This is a genomic window from Methylocapsa aurea, from assembly GCF_000746085.1.
Classification (GTDB): Bacteria; Pseudomonadota; Alphaproteobacteria; order Rhizobiales; family Beijerinckiaceae; genus Methylocapsa; species Methylocapsa aurea.
In genome coordinates this window covers 17,200-33,105 of sequence record NZ_JQKO01000004.1, presented here as the reverse complement: position 1 = coordinate 33,105, position 15,906 = coordinate 17,200, and the positions used below count along the sequence as shown (strand labels likewise).

The following is a 15,906-nucleotide window of genomic DNA, read 5'->3' as shown; positions in this document are numbered from 1 at the left end:
GCTCTGGGCGCGAGGGAGGAATGTCCTATGCCCGCATCGGCCGGTCTGCTCGCGCCCCAAGCCAAAACCGCCCGCCCGCTGTTCAAGGAGAGGCTCAACGTGGTTCCGCTTCCCTACCGCGGAGTCAGCGTCCAAGCTTTCGATGGCCCGATGACGGAGCACGGAATTGCTGACTATTTCCTTGGCCGGGAGGCCTATCGCCGCACTGAGTTCATCGTGCTGAAGGCGCCGGGCGGAGGACATGCGGTCATCGCCGTCGATGTTTCCGACCGTGAACCCCTTTTCGCGCCGATTGTGCATGTGGAGGTCCTGGCCCTTGCTGAAGCGTGCATCTATGTGCGCGATCCCGAAACCGATTGCGCAAACCGGTCGGCCCTTGCCGCTCTGGCGGCCCTCCACGGCGTCAGCAAGGACCAGACGCTCATTTGCGAAGGAAAGTATGACCACGTCAACTTCATCCACCATCCGAGTCCTTTCGTTCTCAAGGTCGTCGAAGTGGCTCCTCCCGAGCCTCCCAAACTCTTCGACCTCGTTCGCCACGTTCTCAGCTACGCCGATCTGCCTCCCATCATTCCGGTCCTCGAACGGATAGACCTGAAGAATTTGGTGCGGAACATGTCGGCGCCCGCGTTCCTGGTCCCTTGCAGGTCGGGAGGCCTCGAGGACCTCGGCGCTCCGATCTACTATCTCGACGAGCGACCTCCCGAGCGTCATGACTGGACCTTGATCGGCTGCGAACGCAGCCTGCAATTCCACCGTCACTACTATGGCGACGAGCCGCCGCGAGTGGAAATGTGCCCGCGCGTGATCGGCGGTTGCAGGAGTGAGCCGACAATCCTCAAATGCTGCCTTTGGGAATTCGACATCGAACGTGAGGGCGAAGTCATGGTTGTCCCGTGGGGGGCGAACCTGGTGATGATCGAACGGGCGTTGAGGGAGTTGTCGCGTGACATCGACCGGGTTTAGATCGCCCTGGCAGGGCGTATGGTCCCTTGACGTGATCGTGAACCGCAGGATCCGCCGGCCGCGGACGACCGGCGTCACGATGGTCATCGACACCGGCCTCGGCGCCACCGCCCTGCGAGACATTTTGGCGCTGGCGGGGGAGCACATCGACCATTGGAAGTTCGGCTTTGGCACCTCGGCCTTGATGCCGCTGCCGATCCTCGAGGAGAAGCTGGCGCTACTCCATGCGCGCGACCTCTTGACTTACCCCGGCGGCACCTTGCTCGAAGCGGCCATCGTCCAGCAGCACTGCCGCGTCTTCATGCGACACGCGAAAGACCTGGGGTTCCGGGCGGTCGAGATTTCCGAAGGGACCATCGACCTGCCCGGCGACCGTCGCCGGCGAGTCATTGAGTGCGCGCGGGATTCTGGACTCGTCGCCATTACCGAGGTTGGCCGCAAGGACCCCAAGCGGCAGCCGGGCGCCGAGGAACTGGCCGAGCAGGCTTTGAAGGATCTGGCCTGGGGAGCCTCCTGGGTGATTATCGAGGGGAGGGAGTGCGGGCAGGGCATTGGCATCTACGACCAGAAAGGCGGCATTCGCACCGGTTTCCTGGATGAGATCATCAGGCTGGTCGGGGACTCTGCTCCTCGCCTTATCTGGGAGGCCCCCCTCCGGCCCCAGCAGGCCTATCTGGTTTGCCGATTCGGCGCCAATGTCAGCCTGGGCAATATCCGACCGCAAGAATGCCTGGCTCTGGAAGCCTTGCGCTGCGGCCTGCGTTTCGAAACGTTTTCGACGATCGCCCATCAATCCATGGATTCTGGCCGCTGGGATCCGACGCGGGTTGAGGACGCAGTCGGAATCGAACCCGCCCGGAGCGAAAAATGAGCCCGACCATTCCTTTGGGCGACATCGCGCGCGCGGCCGTCCTCGAGGTCGGTGAACGGTTGACGGAAGCGCCGTCGAAGCGCCTCACCGACATCGCGTTTAGTCGCGAGTTGCAAGCGCAGAAAGGTCTGGTCACGACGATTGGCTGGGTTGATCTCGCGCATACGATGACCCTGGCGGAGCGAGGCGTCATCCCCCGCGATAGCGCCCGCGCCTTGGTCGCGGCGCTTCTCGCGCTCCACGAGGCGCGCGCCTCATTCGCTCCGGCCGCCGAATATGGCGACCTATACACCAATCGGGAGGCTTGGCTCGCCGAACGCACCGAGGCGGTCGGCTGGCTAGGCGTCGCCCGCGCACGCCGCGAGGCGCTGACGACGGCCTACCATCTCACGCTCTGCGACGAATTGCTTGATCTCGGCGAGGCCCTGGCCAAGGCGGCCGAGGCTCTCAATTCCGCGTCGCTGCGACGCCGCGACGCGCTGATGCCCGATTATACCTATCTGCAGGCGGCCCAACCGACCACATTTGGCCATTACCTGCAGTCCTTCGCCTGGCCGATCCTGCGCGACCTTGATCGGGTCCAGGCCCTTTACGACCGCGTCGACCAGAGCCCCGCGGGCATCGGCAGCTCCAATGGCTCGGTGACGATGCAGGACCGGCCCAAGCTGGCGGACCGCCTGGGTTTTCGCCAACCGGTCCGGCACGCCCGCGACGCCATGTGGCAGGCGGACATCGCTCTTGAAGCGGCCGCCGTCGCCGTGACCGCGGCGGTGAATCTGGACCGCTTGGCGGAGGACCTGATGATCTTCGCATCGGCCGAATTCGGGTTCGTCAGACTTGCTGACCGCCATGCGCGGGCGAGCAAGATCATGCCGCACAAGCGCAACCCATATGCTCTGGCCTTCGTCAGGGCTGTCGCGAACCGTCTGATCGGCGTGCAGGCCGGGATGGCCGCCGCCGCCCGGACGCCCTCCGGCCAGATGGACAACCGCTTTTTCGCCTACGAGGCGGCGCCCGATGCCGTTCGATCCGCCGGCGAGGCCGCATCGCTCGTCGCCGAGTGCGTGGATGGGCTGAGCATGGACGAGGCGCGCGCTTTTGCCGCCTTGGACGATCGGTCGGCATGTGCGTCCGACCTTGCCGAGCGTCTGATGGCGGCGGTCGGAATCGATTACCGTTGCGCGCACGGCGTCGTCGGGCGTCTCGTCGGAGCGCTGGAGGAGAATAAGCGCACCCTCGCCGCGGCGACGGCGAGCGACGTCGCCAACGCCCTGCGGGCCGCCGGCCTGCCCTTCAATGGCGTTACTGATCAATTGGTCGCCGCGGCGCTCAATCCTACCACCTGCGTCGCGTCGCGGAGGGATGTTGGCGGCGCCTCACCGGAAGAGGTGACGGCGATGGCGGCCGCACTATTCGAGGCGGTCGGCCAGCGCCGCCGCGCGATCGAAGTCGCGCGCGCGCACCGGGAGGCCGCGCTCCGTCGCCTCCATGCCGAGGCGGAGGCTTTCGCGGGAGACGCCTCGTGACGGAATGGTCATTCGGGTCGGCCATCTACGGCGGCGCGTGGGCCACCCCAGAGATGAGGGCCCTATTCGCTGATGCGCCGCGAACGCGGCGATGGCTCGATCTGTTGGGCCTGCTCGCGGAAGCGCAAGCCGAACATGGGCTTATCCCGGCTGAGGCGGCCCGAGACATTCAGGCGGCGTGCCGGTCGATCGATGTCGACGCTGATTTTCTCGCCGAATGCCGGGAACGATACGAAGCAACCTGCCACTCGACGGCCGGTTTGATCGCGGCCGTCGCGCGCCGATGCTCCGCGTCCGGCGCTGAATGGTTCTACTTCGGGGCCACGGTCCAGGACATTACGGACACCTGGCTCATGCTGACGCTGCGTGAGGCCCGCGGCTTGCTCGTCGCGGACCTCGAGCGCGCGATGGCGGCGACGGCGGACCTCTGCCGACGCCACCGGGATACGGTCATGGCCGGACGAACCCACGGGCAGCAGGGACTGCCGATCACCTTCGGGTTCAAGGCCGCGGGGTGGCTGGCCGAACTGCGACGCCATCGACAGCGCTTCGAGGAAGCCGCTCGGCGCATGGAAGTGGGCCAGCTGTGCGGCGGCGTCGGCAGCCTTTCGGCCATGGGGCCGGAAGCATTGGCCGTGCAGCGGCGCTTCCTCGGGCGCCTCGGCCTGCGCGAGCCGGATATATCCTGGACGGCGAGCCGCGACATCCTCGCCGAATGGGCTCACCTCCTGGTTCTGTCCACCGGCGCCGCCGACCGGATCGGGCACGAGATTTACAACCTTCAGCGCGACGAGATCGGCGAGCTTTGCGAAAGCGCCAGCACCGAAGGGATCGGCAGCATCACCATGCCGCATAAGCGCAACCCGGAGATGGCCGAACATCTTGGAACCCTGGCCCGCGTCGTGCGGGCAAATGCTGGGCTTCTTGCCGAGGGCCTGGTTCACGACCACGAACGCGATGGCAGATCGTGGAAGGTGGAATGGCACGCCGTGCCGGAGTTGACCATGGCGGCGGGCAAGGCCCATAGCCTGCTCGCATCTCTCCTCGGGGGGCTGGAGGTGCGCGCGGACCGCATGCGCGCCAATATGGAAGCTTCCAGCGGGCTGCTCTTTTCGGAAGCCCTCATGATCGCCCTTGCCCACCGCGTCGGCAAGCAGACAGCGCATCGTGCGGTTCAACGGCTGGCCGCCGCGGCGCGCCGCGAAGGCAGGCCCTTCGCGGCCGCCGTCGCGGAGGATTTAGACATCCGCAGTCATCTGAAGACGCAAGAAATCGATCGGCTGTTTTCCATCGAGGCCCAAACCGGGCACTGTCGAGAGCTGGTGGACCGGGTTCTCAAAGGGAGCCCGCCGTGACCGCCTGGACCGCTAGCCTCGACGCCCTGCCGCGTCTGTCGCTCGTGTGCGAACCGACGCCACTCGCCCCCGCCCGCCGCCTCTCGGCGGCCCTTGGCGGTCCACAATTGTGGTTCAAGCGCGACGATCTTCTTCCTTTTGCATTCGGCGGCAACAAGGTTCGCTCCCTGGATCTCATCGTCGCCGAAGCGTTGCGTCAAGGCGCAGACACTCTGGTTACCGGCGCCGGTCCCCTGTCGAACCATGTTCGGGCCAGCGCCGGTGTGGCGGCCATGACCGGATTGCGTTGCATCGCCATCTATTGGGGCGCAGCGCCCCCGAGGGTCGAAGGAAACCATTGGTTGACCCGAATGCTCGGGGCCGAGATCGTCTTTACCGGCGATGCGGACCGCGCTTCCGTGGATCGCGGCATCAAGGCATCCGTAGCCAAGGTTGTCGCGCGGGGCGGCCGGCCTTTTAGCGTTCCTCGTGGCGGCGCCTGCGCCCTCGGCGCCCTGGCCCACGTCCTGGCGGTGCGCGAGACCCTCGAACAATGCGCGGATCTCGGCGTCATGCCGCAAGCAGTGGTTATGGCGGTGGGAGGGGCCGGGACGCTCGCGGGATGGCTATTGGGAACGGCGCTGTTCGGCGCGACTTGGCGGCTGGAAGCGATCACGGTCAGCCGGCCGGCAGCCGAAGCTTTGTCGCGGGCCCGGAATTTAGCAGCCGAAGCGGCCGCCGCGCTCGATTGTCCCGCGCAGCTCGGTAGCGTCAAGCTCTTCGTCCATGATGGTTTCCTTGGAGCGGGGTACGGTGTTCCATCGCCGGAAGGGAAGGGCGCGATTGTCGCAACAGCGCGCGCCGAAGGCGTATTCCTCGATCCCACCTATACCGGCAAAGCCATGGCCGGCTACCGCACCCTGCTGTCGCAAGGCCGATATGCCGGCGCGGATGACGTTCTCTTTCTGCATACCGGTGGGGCTCCGAGCCTGTTCACCGCCGCCGTGGAGGGAATGTCGTGACGGATTGGCAGGACGCCTTGTTCGCGCCGCGCCGCGTGGCGGTCGTCGGAGCTTCGGCCTCCCCCCGCAAGGCCGGAGCCTTGTTCCTGCGCAACCTGACGGCCCTCGAGGCGGGCTTCGAAGGCGAAGTCGTCGCGATTCATCCGTCGGCCAGCGAGCTTCTGGGGTGTCCCGCTTATCCCAGTCTTGCGGCCGTTCCTGGGCCGGTGGACTTGGCGATCGTCGTCACGCCGCCGGCGGCTGTGCCAAACGTCATTGCGGACTGCGGCGCTGCAGGAGTCCCTGTCGCTATCGTCATCAGCGGCGGCTTCGCCGAGACCGGACGGCGCGGCGTCGAGTTGCAGCGCGAGGTGGCCGGCATGGCGGCTGCGCGTGGAGTGCGGATTCTCGGCCCGAACTGCTTTGGCGTCATCAACACCGCTTGCGGCCTCAACGGCTCCCTATCGATCGGCTTGCCTTCACGCGGGGGCATTTCCCTGCTGACTCAGAGCGGCGCCTATGGCATGGCGGCCTACGGGCGCTCGACGGATGACGGCACCGGCTTCGCCAAGATAGTCGCCCTTGGCAACAAGCTCGACCTCGACGACGTCGAGCTGCTCGAATTTCTGGGGCGGGACCCCGAGACGAGAGTCGTCGCCATGCTGCTGGAATCGATCTCCGATGGCCGCGGGCTGTTCGAGGCGGCGGCGGCGGTAGCGACGAGAAAGCCAATCGTCGCCTTGAAGACAGGGCGTCACCCCGACGCTCAACGGGCGGCAGCCAGCCACACCGCCGCGCTCTCCGGCGACGCGGCCGTGATTTTCGCGGCTCTCCGTCAAGCAGGCGTGCATCTTGTCGAAGATGGGCTGGCGCTTCTCGACGTGGCCGCTTCCCTTGATCGCCAGCCGCCGCTGCGGGGCCGCAATATCGGCATCGTCACCAATTCGGGCGGAACAGGCGTGGAGCTAACCGATCTCCTGGAGTCGAAAGGTCTCGCCGTGCCGGCTCTGTCGCCGGGCCTGCAAGCAAAGATCGCAAGCCAACTGCCGCCGCAAGGATCGGCCGTCAATCCCATTGATGTCGCCACCGACTGGGAGCGCTTCGCAGCAATGTACGAATTTGCGGTTGAAGCCCTGATGACGTCCGAGGAAGTGGACGCGGTGGTTCCGGTCCTGCTGCAGCGCTCGGCGCTGATGCCTGAGGTTGGCGACGTCGTCATTGCGGCAAGCGCGCGAGCGCGTGAGAGGGGCTCGCTCAAGCCGATCCATGTCTGCTGGGTGGCGCCGCGAAGCGCGGACGCTAATCGCAAGAAGCTGCAAGCGGCAGGGGTGCCCTGCCACGCTTGGCCGGGCGCGACGGCTACCATTCTTGCGGGCGCCGTCTCCCGACCGCTCCGACCATTGGCGCGCCTGTCGGCAAGGGAGCCAATTCTCCAGCCAGCCGCTGTCGACGATGCAGGCTGGTTGACCTCCGCCGCGGCATTTTCTCTGTTGCAACAGTCGGGCTTCCCCGTGGCGCGTTGGATGGTGGTTACGGACCCCGCCGCTGCGGCAGCGGCGGCCGCCAAGATGCAATTTCCGGTCGTCCTCAAGGCGGAGCGTCCTAAGCTGGCGCATAAGAGTGACGCAGGCGCCGTGCGCCTAGGCCTGACCGACGGCGCCGCAGTCGCCGAGGCATTCGAGGATTTCTCTCGCCGACTGGGCGCCGGCCCGGCTCTTTTGCAGCGACAGGAGGGACCGGGTGTGGAGCTGATCCTCGGGGCTCGGCGCGATCCGCTCTTCGGCCCGATCGTGATGGCTGGCCTTGGCGGGGTGTGGACGGAAGTTCTGGACGACGTCGCCCTGCGTCTGGCGCCGATCGATGCCGACGAGGCGCGGACCATGTTGGATGAGCTGAAAGGCCACAAGGTTCTTGCCGGATTTCGGGGCCGCCCGCCGATCGACCTCATTCGCTTCGCCCGATTGATCGGGGACCTGTCGCAATGGTTCTGCGCCGCGGCCTGGCTTAGCGAACTCGATCTCAATCCCATCATCGCCAATGGCGATGATTTCACTATTGTTGACGCGCGCATGCGCGTCGTCAATTCTTCCCGGTCGCTTGAGCAAGAAGGACGAGACCATGGAGACGCTCACTAAGGCTCCCGCTGTTGTCCCCGCGGAAGACGAGGCGCGCTGCGAGATAGAAGCGATGGTGGGACGGGCGCGCGTTGCGCAGGCGGCCATAGAACATTATGCGCAGGAAGAGGCGGACGCCCTGGTCACGGCCGTAGGGTGGCAGGTCTACAAGTCGCGAGAAGCGCTGGCGAAGCTCGCAGTCGAAGAGGGCGGCTTTGGCAACGTTCAAGACAAGGTCGCCAAGTTCGCCAACCGCGTGATGGGAACGCTGACCGACATGGCGTCAATCAAGACGTGCGGCGTCGTTGAGGAAGATCCGGCGCGCGGATTGATCAAGATCGCCAAGCCGGTCGGCGTCATCGCCGCGCTCATTCCCACGACAGGGCCGGACGCCACTCCGCCCGTCAAGGCGTTGGGAGCGCTCAAGGCCCGCAATGCGATTATCATCGCGCCCCATCCCCGGACCAGGAAGACATCCGCCGCCGTCGTCGAGGTCATGCGCAAGGGATGTCTGCAAGTCGGAGCGCCAGCCGACCTCATCCAGGTCATCGAACGGCCGTCGATCGCAAAGACCGAACTGTTGATGCGAATGAGCGACTTGATTGTTGCAACTGGCGGCGCGGGAATGGTGAAAGCGGCGTATAGTTCCGGGACGCCGGCCTATGGCGTCGGCGTGGGCAACGCCGTGCATGTCGTCGACGAGACCGCGGATCTCGACGACGCCGCGCAAATGATCGCCAACGCCAAGACTTTTGATTATGCAACGAGTTGCCTCGCCGACAATTCCGTCGCCGCCCATTCCTCTATCTACGAGGCCCTCAAGCGGAAACTCGTCGAGCGCGGCGGTCATGTCTGCGCGCCGGCCGAAAAGGCTCGTCTGCAGGCTGCGATGTGGCCGAAGGGCGAGCACATTCCGTCGATCGAGGTTGTCGCCAAGTCCGCCGCGCGCATTGCCGAACTGGCTGGAATCGAGCTCGCACCGGACCGCACATTTCTCATGGTCGAGGAAGACGGCGTCGGCGAGGCGCATCCTTTCTCCGGGGAGAAGCTGTCGGTGGTCCTGGCGCTCTATCGGTACAGCGGCGGCATCGACGGCGCAGTCGACCTCGTCAACCGAATTACTTCATATCAGGGCGCCGGTCATACTTGCGGCATTCACAGCAGTCGCGACGATCACGTTCGCACTTTGGCCTTTGGCACAAGGACGGCGCGCGTGATTGTCAATCAGAGCTTGAATGAAGGAGCGGGCAGCGTCCGCAATGGCCTGCCTTATACTCTCTCGCTCTCCTGCGGGACTTGGGGCGGGAACATCACGACGGAGAACGTCAATGTCCGCCATTTCGTCAATCTGACCTGGGTCTCCCGCCCGGTCGCGCCGCGGCGCGTGGCGCCCGAGGAAGTCTTTGGCGTTCATTGGTTGAAATACGGCAATGAGTGAACGCGGGGCCAGGATACTAAGGCGCTGCTCGGAAATTACGGCTGTCATGCCGCCGATCATGCCGCACCTCCGGCCCTACCGCGGAGTCGACCCGGCCGATTCCCCATTGTCTGCGCCAACGCCGGCCACGGGGGTGGAGGTCCGGCTTCCGGTCGCTGCAGTCGAGCGCGTTCCATTCAAACTGGCAATGAATGGTCCAGGTTACAATTGCATCGGTAGCCGGATCGAGGTGGGAGGTCCAATAACTCCTGTTTTTAGCGTGCGATCGATGACCTGGCCTTGGCGGCGCATCAGTTCGAAGATCTGCTGCGGCTGCGTGCAGTGAAGGTGCTCGTAAACGCCATCCGGCCCCGAGAGCTGCGCCGGCGAAATGCGCACGCCGAAAGCGACGACCCGCTCGATGCCGTAGCGCTCCGGCAAGGTGGGGACCAGCTCGGAGCCGATCTGGCCGAGCGCGCCGGTGGCTAAGATTCGTTGAATGTCCCTTGTCGAACAAGAACACTCGGCTCCTCTTGATCTTGGCCGTAAACCCGCAGGCGCAGGCACAGCAAAATCCGGCAATGAATTGCGGGCTGCATCAGTTGGGTCGTCCGCCTTGCCCCTCGACGCTTACATGGATCACGCCCGCTCGAATAGGACACGCACATGGCGCGCTTGCCCGTCCGCTCGCATAAGAGCCTGATTCGCACAGTAGCTAGCCTTCACGCCCCATCACCGATTTATCGCCGCTCGTCCAACGTTTTGATCGTGGCCAAGACGCGATCGGTCAATCTCTTGCAGCGGACGCCATCAAAGGGAAAAACGTCCGACAGGCTGGCGCTGAGCTTCCTCTCGATCGTTTTTCGCAGCAAAGCGCGCGAGCGGTGCATCCTGGTTCTGACCGTCACCTCGGGAATTTTGAGCTGCAGCGCTATGTCCTCGACGCTCATTTCTTCGACCGCGCGCAAGACGAAGACCGCGCGGAAGAGAGCCGGCAATGAATCGATCGCCTCCTCGAGAATGCGCCGCACTTGTCTCCGCGACAGATCGCTTTCCGGGTCGTTCGCCGCGGAGGGGAACATGATCACACTCCCACTCGGACGCTCGTCGATGTCATCCATTTCCATCGTGGGCCTCGCGCGGCGTTTTCGTCCGAGCGCCTCATTCAAAGTGATGCGGACAAGCCAAGTGGCGATGCGGGCGTCGCCGCGAAATTCGGCGATGTGAGCATAGGCGCGCGTCCAGGCTTCCTGCACAACGTCTTCGGCTTCACCATCGTCGCCTGTGATGCTTCTGGCCGCGCGATAGAGCGTGCGGTTATAGCGCTGCATGAGCGCGACAAAGGCGTCGGCCTCGCCTGCAACGATGCGGGCGATGAGATCCGCATCGGAAGAGAGCGTCCACTCCGCTCGCGTCGCTCGCGCCTGCTCCATCGCATCCGTCTCCTATGCACATTGGATGCGGCGGGAGATTAAATGTTCCCGCTCCCAAATGCGGGAACGTTTCACGTCCCGTTGCATCCAATGATGGTCAAGGCCCGCAGCAGCGGGATTCTCATCAGGCGGGAGAATATCATGCTCCGTTTCGGAAGTTCGCTTGCAATAACCGTCTTGTGCTTTGCCGGCGCCAGCGCCATGGCTCAGACTGCTCCAAAACCGACCGATCCTCAGATCGCCCACATCGCCTATACGGCGGGGCAGATCGACGTCGAAGCGGCCGATCAGGCGCTGAAGAAGACGCAGAATAAGGATGTCAAAGCTTTTGCCGAGGCAATGGTTCAGGACCACACGGCGGTGAACAAACAGGCCCTCGCTCTGCTCGACAAGCTGAAGGTGAAGCCGGAAGATAACGACACCAGCAAGTCGTTGGCCGAGGCGGCGACCAAGAAGCGGGAAGAACTGTCGAAGTTGAGCGGGGCGGCCTTTGACAAGGCTTACATTCAGAACGAGGTCGCCTACCATCAAACCGTCAACGGGGCGCTCGAAAAGACGCTGATCCCCTCTGCGCAGAACGGCGAGCTCAAGAGCTTGTTGCAAACCGGCCTCAAGCTCTTCCAGGAGCATGAAAAGCACGCCGAGAACCTCGTGAGCGAGTTGAAGTAGGCTCTGATGAAGAGTCGATTGAACATCGTGGCAGGCGGAGCGCTGGCGCTCGGCCTTCTGCCGTTTGCTTTTCCCGCGTAGAGCGCCGAGCCGAGAATTTATGTGATCGAAATCGGCGAGCTGGCTTTCGGGCCGGCGCCTGAAGGGCATGTGGACGACATCGTCGAGTGGGCGAATGCCGACAGTTTCCAGCACGTAAGCGAGGACGCAACTGGCACGCTGCGGCATCGCAATTTGTCGCTGCACCGCAGGCCGAGCGACCGGATTTCGGATATCCGGGACGTCGGGGCTCGAATCGGCAATTGAGCTGATTTTCGGAGTTTCAAATACTATGATATGATTTTTTTATGCGTCTGACCAATTTCACTGACTTCGGGCTCCGCGCCCTTATTCTCCTGGCCGATCGAAGGCCGGAAATCCTGAGTTCCGCCGCGATCGCGGACCATTTCGGCGTCTCTCGCCATCACATGGCGAAGGTGCTGCAGGAACTCGCCGCCGCCGGCTTCGTCGAAGGGATACGGGGCGCACAAGGGGGCGTGCGGCTTGCGCGCGACCCGCGCGATATCCGGATCGGCGACGTCATTCGAACCCTCGATCGCGATCAGGCCATCGTGGAATGCTTTCGCGCCGATGGCGGAAATTGCATCCTGCTCCCGCGATGCCGCCTCAAGGGCATGCTCGCCCGGGCGAGCGAAGGGTTCTTGCGGGAACTCGATCGGTTCACGCTCAGCGATTGCCTCGTCGAGACGGCTTCGGTTCCGGCGCTTGATCTAACCAGCTGATATCCCAAGCATTCGTCGCCCTCGGGCCGGGTGCTTGACCTTATGGCTTTAAATAGGTATTTGAAATACCTGTTTAGGGGCGCCAACGCGACGCTCCGGTTAATCAAGACCAAGCGGAGGAAGCGCTGATGTTCTGTTACCAATGCGAGCAGACCTATCGATCCGACGATCTCGCCGGCTGTTCCGGCTCGAAAGGAATGTGCGGCAAGGACGCTGCGACGGCCGATTTGCAGGACGTCTTGATTCATGTTTGCGAGGGCATCGGCCAATATGCGGTCCGCGCCCGGGCGCTCGATGCAACCGACCCCGAGGCCGACCGCTTTCTCCTCTATGCATTCTTCACCACACTGACCAACGTGAATTTCAACGCGAGCCGCTTCGTCGACATGATCGCGCAGGCGGCGCAGATCCGCGACCGGGTCAAGGCCGCATACGAGGTTGCGGCGCGCGCGGCCGGCAAGGCGCCGGAAGCGCTTTCGGGGCCGGCGGCTTTCGTTCCCGCGCAGGATCTCAACGGCCTCTTGGCCCAGGCCGGCGAGGCGGCCGTGAGGATGGACCTGAGCGTCGTCGGCGCGGATGTCGTCGGGCTTCGCTCCCTGGTCCTCTACGGTTTGAAAGGCGTCTGCGCCTACGCCCACCATGCCGCCGTGCTGGGTCAAGAGCGGAACGCCGTCTTCGAGGCGGTCGAGCACGCTCTCGACCTTCTGGCCAGCAAGCCGACAGAACTTGGTCCGCTATTGGAGGAGGCGCTTGCCCTCGGCCGCGCGAACTTCACCGCCATGGAAGCGCTCGACGCGGCAAATACCGGCGCCTTCGGAACCCCGGAGCCGACCGAGGTCCGCGTAAGCCCGGTCAAAGGCAAGGCGATCCTCGTCTCGGGCCATGACCTCAAGGATCTGCACGCGATCCTCGAAGCAACGAAGGGCGCGGGCGTCAATGTCTATACGCATGGCGAGATGTTGCCGGCTCATTCCTATCCGGCGTTCAAGGCCTATCCGCATCTCGTCGGCAATTACGGCGGCGCCTGGCAGGATCAGCAGCGGGAATTCGCCGAGTTTCCCGGCCCGATCGTGATGACGTCGAACTGTTTGATCGAGCCGCAAACCCGTTATCGCGGACGCTTGTTCACCGCTGGACCGGTGGGTTGGACCGGCATCCGTCATATCAAGGACGAAGATTTCCGGCCGGTGGTCCAAGCCGCGCTGGCTTTGCCCGGCTTCGCCGAAGACGCCCCTGCGGAAACGATTACCATCGGCTTCGGTCGCGACGCTGTGCTCGGCGTCGCGGACAGGATCATCGCGGCGGTCAAGGCCGGCGCGATCCGTCACTTCTTCCTGGTTGGCGGTTGCGACGGCGCGGCGCCCGGCCGCAACTATTACACTGACTTCGCGGAAGCCGCGCCGCAGGATACCGTCATCCTGACCCTCGGTTGCGGCAAATATCGCTTCAATCGCAATGATTTCGGCGCGATCGACGGGTTGCCGCGCCTCCTCGACATGGGTCAATGCAACGACGCCTATTCCGCCGTCGTCGTGGCCAGCAAACTAGCCGAAGCGTTCGGAGTCGGCGTGAACGAGCTGCCGCTCTCGCTGATCGTCTCTTGGTTCGAGCAAAAGGCGGCCGCCGTGCTGCTGACCCTGCTTGCGCTCGGGGTCCGTAATGTGCGGCTCGGTCCCACATTGCCGGCATTTCTGACCCCCGCTCTCGTCGATGTGCTGGTCGACAAATTCGGCATTCTGCCGATCGGTGAGGCTAAAGCCGATATCGAAGCGGCATTGACGCGGGCTGCTTGATTTGTCTGGCGCGCCGGGCGCTCGACAGCGACCGTCCGGCTTCTCCTTGCAACTTGCATCGGCATTTTCATTCGCCAGCGAACAAGGCAGCGCCGAGCGTCTCCGTTTGGACCATCCTTCATGCCGACGATCGAACTGACCACCCGCGACGGCGAACGCGTGACCTTCGCCGCCGAACCGACCGAGACGCTGCTCGACGCCGCCGCTCGGGCCAATATTTTTCTGCCGGCCGTGTGCCGGGAAGGGGGATGTGGAAGCTGCCGGGTGACTCGCCAGACCGGTGAGGTCGAGCACGGCCCCTACAGCAAGGCGGCGCTGAGCGATGCGGAGCGCGCCGCGGGCGAGATCCTATTATGTCGCACACAGGCGAGGAGCGACCTCGAGTTGAAGGCGCCTTTCGATCGAGCCGCCATTGGATTCATGCCAATTCCGGAGCGAAACGCCGCGATCGCCGAACTCTCGTCCGCGGGTTCGAGCGCGGTGCGCCTCGTGTTGCGACTCGCAGACGATCCCATGTGGGGCCGGGCGGCCGAATTCATTCCGGGCCAGTTCGTGGAGCTCGCCCTTCCTGGGACATTGATCCGACGGGCCTATTCGCTCGCCAATACGCCGAACTGGGACGGGACGCTCGAGTTCCTAATCCGCTTGCAGCCGAACGGCGCGTTCTCGAGTTATTTTGCTGACCGCGCCAAGATTGGCGACATGCTTGTCGTGCGAGGTCCGCAAGGGAGCTTCACGGTCGATGAAGCAAGTCAAGCGCCGCGCTGGTTCGTTGCCGGGGGCACCGGCCTCGCGCCGATGCTGGCCATTCTGCGGCAAATGGCGGAGTTCGGCGATCCGCGCGACTGCCGCCTCTTCTTCGGCGTCAACCGGGAGGAAGAGCTGTTCGCCGCAGAAGAGATTGAAACGTTAAAGACGGCATTGCCCCAGCTGAAGGTAGCCCTTTGCGTTTGGAAACCGGAACCGGGTTGGACCGGCTTTTCCGGAACTCCGACCGATGCGCTTGCTTCGGCGCTAGCCGGTCTCGGTACGCTGCCAGATCTCTACGTCTGCGGGCCGCCGGCCCTGATCGAGGCCGCCGAGGCCGTCGCCCTTAAAGCCGGGATCGCGCATGATCGTGTGTTCAGCGAGCAGTTTCTGCGGGCTTAGCGCCTATCTTGCAGTGCGGAACGGCTTGGCTGGAGTCGCGGCCGCTATCCGAGAATCAGCGACTCGTCGTCCTTCGCCAAGTCGGAGAACTCGGCTGTTCCTGGAGATGGTTGAAGAGTTTGGCGCGCAATCGCCGTGCTCACATCATAATCGCTGACATCCGCACCAGGCGCATTTACGACCCAGCCGCCCCCGCCGATGGGGCGAGGGTCCTGGTCGACCGTATCTGGCCGTGGGGGGGTGCGTAAGGAAGCTACGGCGCTGACAGTGTGGCTAAAGGAGATCGCACCAAGCAAGGCCCTGCGCCAATGGTTCGCGCGTGCGCCGAAGCGCTGGGACGAGTTTCGCCATCGCTACCATGACGAACTCGACCGCAATATGGAAGCGGTCCGACGCCTGCGCGATCTTTCCAGAACGGGACGCCTTACCCTTTTTTGTTCGCTGCGCAAGATCCGGAGCGCAACAATCTCTCGGATGCCTTCCACATCAACTGGCCGATTGGCGCGCGGGTCCGGATGCTCGCCAATAGCGTAACCCGCGGAGAGCGCGGAAATCCCTTCTCAGAAACGAGAACTATCATCGGCGAGGAAGAAGGGCGACCGATCTATCTTTTCAGCACGGACTCTCCGCTCCGCTCGATGACGGGCGATTTTGAAGCGATGGCGCTTTACGCCGGTCAAGGCGTTGGACGAGTTACCGCTATCATCTCCGCAGACGAGAGACTGCGTGCGATCGTCTCGGACGCAGCCGCAATCCTGGCTAACCTCCCTCGGCATGCCGGATGAAGCCTCGCTTGAATGGCCGCGCCTGCCTCAAACTGCATCGAGCAAGAACGCTTCTGATCAAATTGT

16 protein-coding genes are annotated in these 15,906 nt (G+C 63.9%); 14 read left to right on the top strand and 2 right to left on the bottom strand.

Features of this window, described 5'->3' with window-relative positions:
• The first annotated feature begins 27 nt into the window (after positions 1-27).
• From DL86_RS03240 to DL86_RS03210, 7 genes are read left to right on the top strand one after another with little or no spacing between them, the layout of a single operon-like run.
• A complete protein-coding gene (locus DL86_RS03240) occupies positions 28-966 on the top strand; it encodes an XcbA family protein (RefSeq protein WP_051952580.1) in 939 nt (312 codons plus the stop codon).
• Complete coding sequence (comA, locus tag DL86_RS03235) at positions 947-1,837, top strand: phosphosulfolactate synthase (RefSeq protein WP_280948971.1); 891 nt, start codon at positions 947-949, stop codon at positions 1,835-1,837. Before DL86_RS03240 ends, comA begins: the two co-directional genes overlap by 20 nt.
• On the top strand, positions 1,834-3,363 hold the full coding sequence (gene xcbC, locus DL86_RS03230) for a 2-phosphosulfolactate phosphatase XcbC (RefSeq protein ID WP_051952578.1): 1,530 nt from the start codon (positions 1,834-1,836) through the stop codon (positions 3,361-3,363). Before comA ends, xcbC begins: the two co-directional genes overlap by 4 nt.
• Entirely contained in the window at positions 3,360-4,718 is a 1,359-nt protein-coding gene (gene xcbD / locus DL86_RS03225; protein WP_036258215.1) for a 3-sulfopropionylcysteine synthase XcbD, read from the top strand. The genes xcbC and xcbD overlap by 4 nt, the downstream gene beginning before the upstream one ends.
• The gene (gene xcbE, locus DL86_RS03220) at positions 4,715-5,719 is read left to right on the top strand and encodes a coenzyme M biosynthesis enzyme XcbE (protein ID WP_051952576.1); all 1,005 of its coding nucleotides are present in this window, start codon (positions 4,715-4,717) and stop codon (positions 5,717-5,719) included. Before xcbD ends, xcbE begins: the two co-directional genes overlap by 4 nt.
• Positions 5,716-7,833, top strand: a complete 2,118-nt coding sequence (locus tag DL86_RS03215) for an acetate--CoA ligase family protein (RefSeq protein ID WP_036258214.1) — start codon at positions 5,716-5,718, stop codon at positions 7,831-7,833. Before xcbE ends, DL86_RS03215 begins: the two co-directional genes overlap by 4 nt.
• Positions 7,817-9,250, top strand: a complete 1,434-nt coding sequence (locus DL86_RS03210; RefSeq protein WP_036258213.1) for an aldehyde dehydrogenase family protein — start codon at positions 7,817-7,819, stop codon at positions 9,248-9,250. Before DL86_RS03215 ends, DL86_RS03210 begins: the two co-directional genes overlap by 17 nt.
• A gap of 201 nt (positions 9,251-9,451) precedes the next feature.
• Here DL86_RS03210 and DL86_RS20235 read toward each other — a convergent pair whose 3' ends face one another.
• Complete coding sequence (locus tag DL86_RS20235; RefSeq protein WP_036258211.1) at positions 9,452-9,670, bottom strand: hypothetical protein; 219 nt, start codon at positions 9,668-9,670, stop codon at positions 9,452-9,454.
• A gap of 299 nt (positions 9,671-9,969) precedes the next feature.
• Positions 9,970-10,662 (bottom strand): RNA polymerase sigma factor, encoded by a 693-nt coding sequence (locus tag DL86_RS03200; protein WP_036258209.1) that lies wholly within the window; start codon positions 10,660-10,662, stop codon positions 9,970-9,972.
• A 201-nt stretch (positions 10,663-10,863) separates the two neighbouring features.
• Here DL86_RS03200 and DL86_RS03195 point away from each other — a divergent pair, with 201 nt between their 5' ends.
• The 7 genes from DL86_RS03195 to DL86_RS20410 all read left to right on the top strand — a co-directional run bounded on the left by DL86_RS03195 (position 10,864) and on the right by DL86_RS20410 (position 15,589).
• On the top strand, positions 10,864-11,331 hold the full coding sequence (locus tag DL86_RS03195; protein WP_156964467.1) for a DUF4142 domain-containing protein: 468 nt from the start codon (positions 10,864-10,866) through the stop codon (positions 11,329-11,331).
• A 102-nt stretch (positions 11,332-11,433) separates the two neighbouring features.
• Positions 11,434-11,637: a hypothetical protein gene (locus DL86_RS03190; RefSeq protein WP_036258208.1), complete on the top strand. Its 204-nt coding sequence runs from the start codon at positions 11,434-11,436 to the stop codon at positions 11,635-11,637.
• Positions 11,638-11,678: 41 nt separating this feature from the next.
• A complete protein-coding gene (locus DL86_RS03185) occupies positions 11,679-12,113 on the top strand; it encodes an Rrf2 family transcriptional regulator (RefSeq protein ID WP_036258207.1) in 435 nt (144 codons plus the stop codon).
• Positions 12,114-12,241: 128 nt separating this feature from the next.
• Positions 12,242-13,906 (top strand): hydroxylamine reductase, encoded by a 1,665-nt coding sequence (hcp, locus tag DL86_RS03180; RefSeq protein ID WP_036258206.1) that lies wholly within the window; start codon positions 12,242-12,244, stop codon positions 13,904-13,906.
• Between the two features lie 120 nt (positions 13,907-14,026).
• The gene (locus DL86_RS03175; protein ID WP_036258204.1) at positions 14,027-15,055 is read left to right on the top strand and encodes a 2Fe-2S iron-sulfur cluster-binding protein; all 1,029 of its coding nucleotides are present in this window, start codon (positions 14,027-14,029) and stop codon (positions 15,053-15,055) included.
• Between the two features lie 8 nt (positions 15,056-15,063).
• Positions 15,064-15,303 (top strand): DUF488 family protein, N3 subclade, encoded by a 240-nt coding sequence (locus tag DL86_RS20775; protein WP_425348891.1) that lies wholly within the window; start codon positions 15,064-15,066, stop codon positions 15,301-15,303.
• Positions 15,254-15,589, top strand: coding sequence for a DUF488 domain-containing protein (locus DL86_RS20410; protein WP_342585841.1), 336 nt, complete (start codon positions 15,254-15,256; stop codon positions 15,587-15,589). Before DL86_RS20775 ends, DL86_RS20410 begins: the two co-directional genes overlap by 50 nt.
• Positions 15,590-15,906: the final 317 nt, after the last annotated feature.

What these genes read in the sequence shown, in the direction of transcription:
- DL86_RS03185 (WP_036258207.1), top strand. Translation starts at nt 11,679, where the DNA reads ATGCGTCTGACCAATTTCACTGACTTCGGGCTCCGCGCCCTTATTCTC.
- DL86_RS03240 (WP_051952580.1), top strand. Translation starts at nt 28, where the DNA reads ATGCCCGCATCGGCCGGTCTGCTCGCGCCCCAAGCCAAAACCGCCCGC.
- hcp (WP_036258206.1), top strand. Translation starts at nt 12,242, where the DNA reads ATGTTCTGTTACCAATGCGAGCAGACCTATCGATCCGACGATCTCGCC.
- DL86_RS03200 (WP_036258209.1), bottom strand. Translation starts at nt 10,662, where the DNA reads ATGGAGCAGGCGCGAGCGACGCGAGCGGAGTGGACGCTCTCTTCCGAT.
- xcbC (WP_051952578.1), top strand. Translation starts at nt 1,834, where the DNA reads ATGAGCCCGACCATTCCTTTGGGCGACATCGCGCGCGCGGCCGTCCTC.
- DL86_RS20410 (WP_342585841.1), top strand. Translation starts at nt 15,254, where the DNA reads ATGGGGCGAGGGTCCTGGTCGACCGTATCTGGCCGTGGGGGGGTGCGT.
- DL86_RS03195 (WP_156964467.1), top strand. Translation starts at nt 10,864, where the DNA reads ATGGCTCAGACTGCTCCAAAACCGACCGATCCTCAGATCGCCCACATC.
- DL86_RS03175 (WP_036258204.1), top strand. Translation starts at nt 14,027, where the DNA reads ATGCCGACGATCGAACTGACCACCCGCGACGGCGAACGCGTGACCTTC.
- DL86_RS03210 (WP_036258213.1), top strand. Translation starts at nt 7,817, where the DNA reads ATGGAGACGCTCACTAAGGCTCCCGCTGTTGTCCCCGCGGAAGACGAG.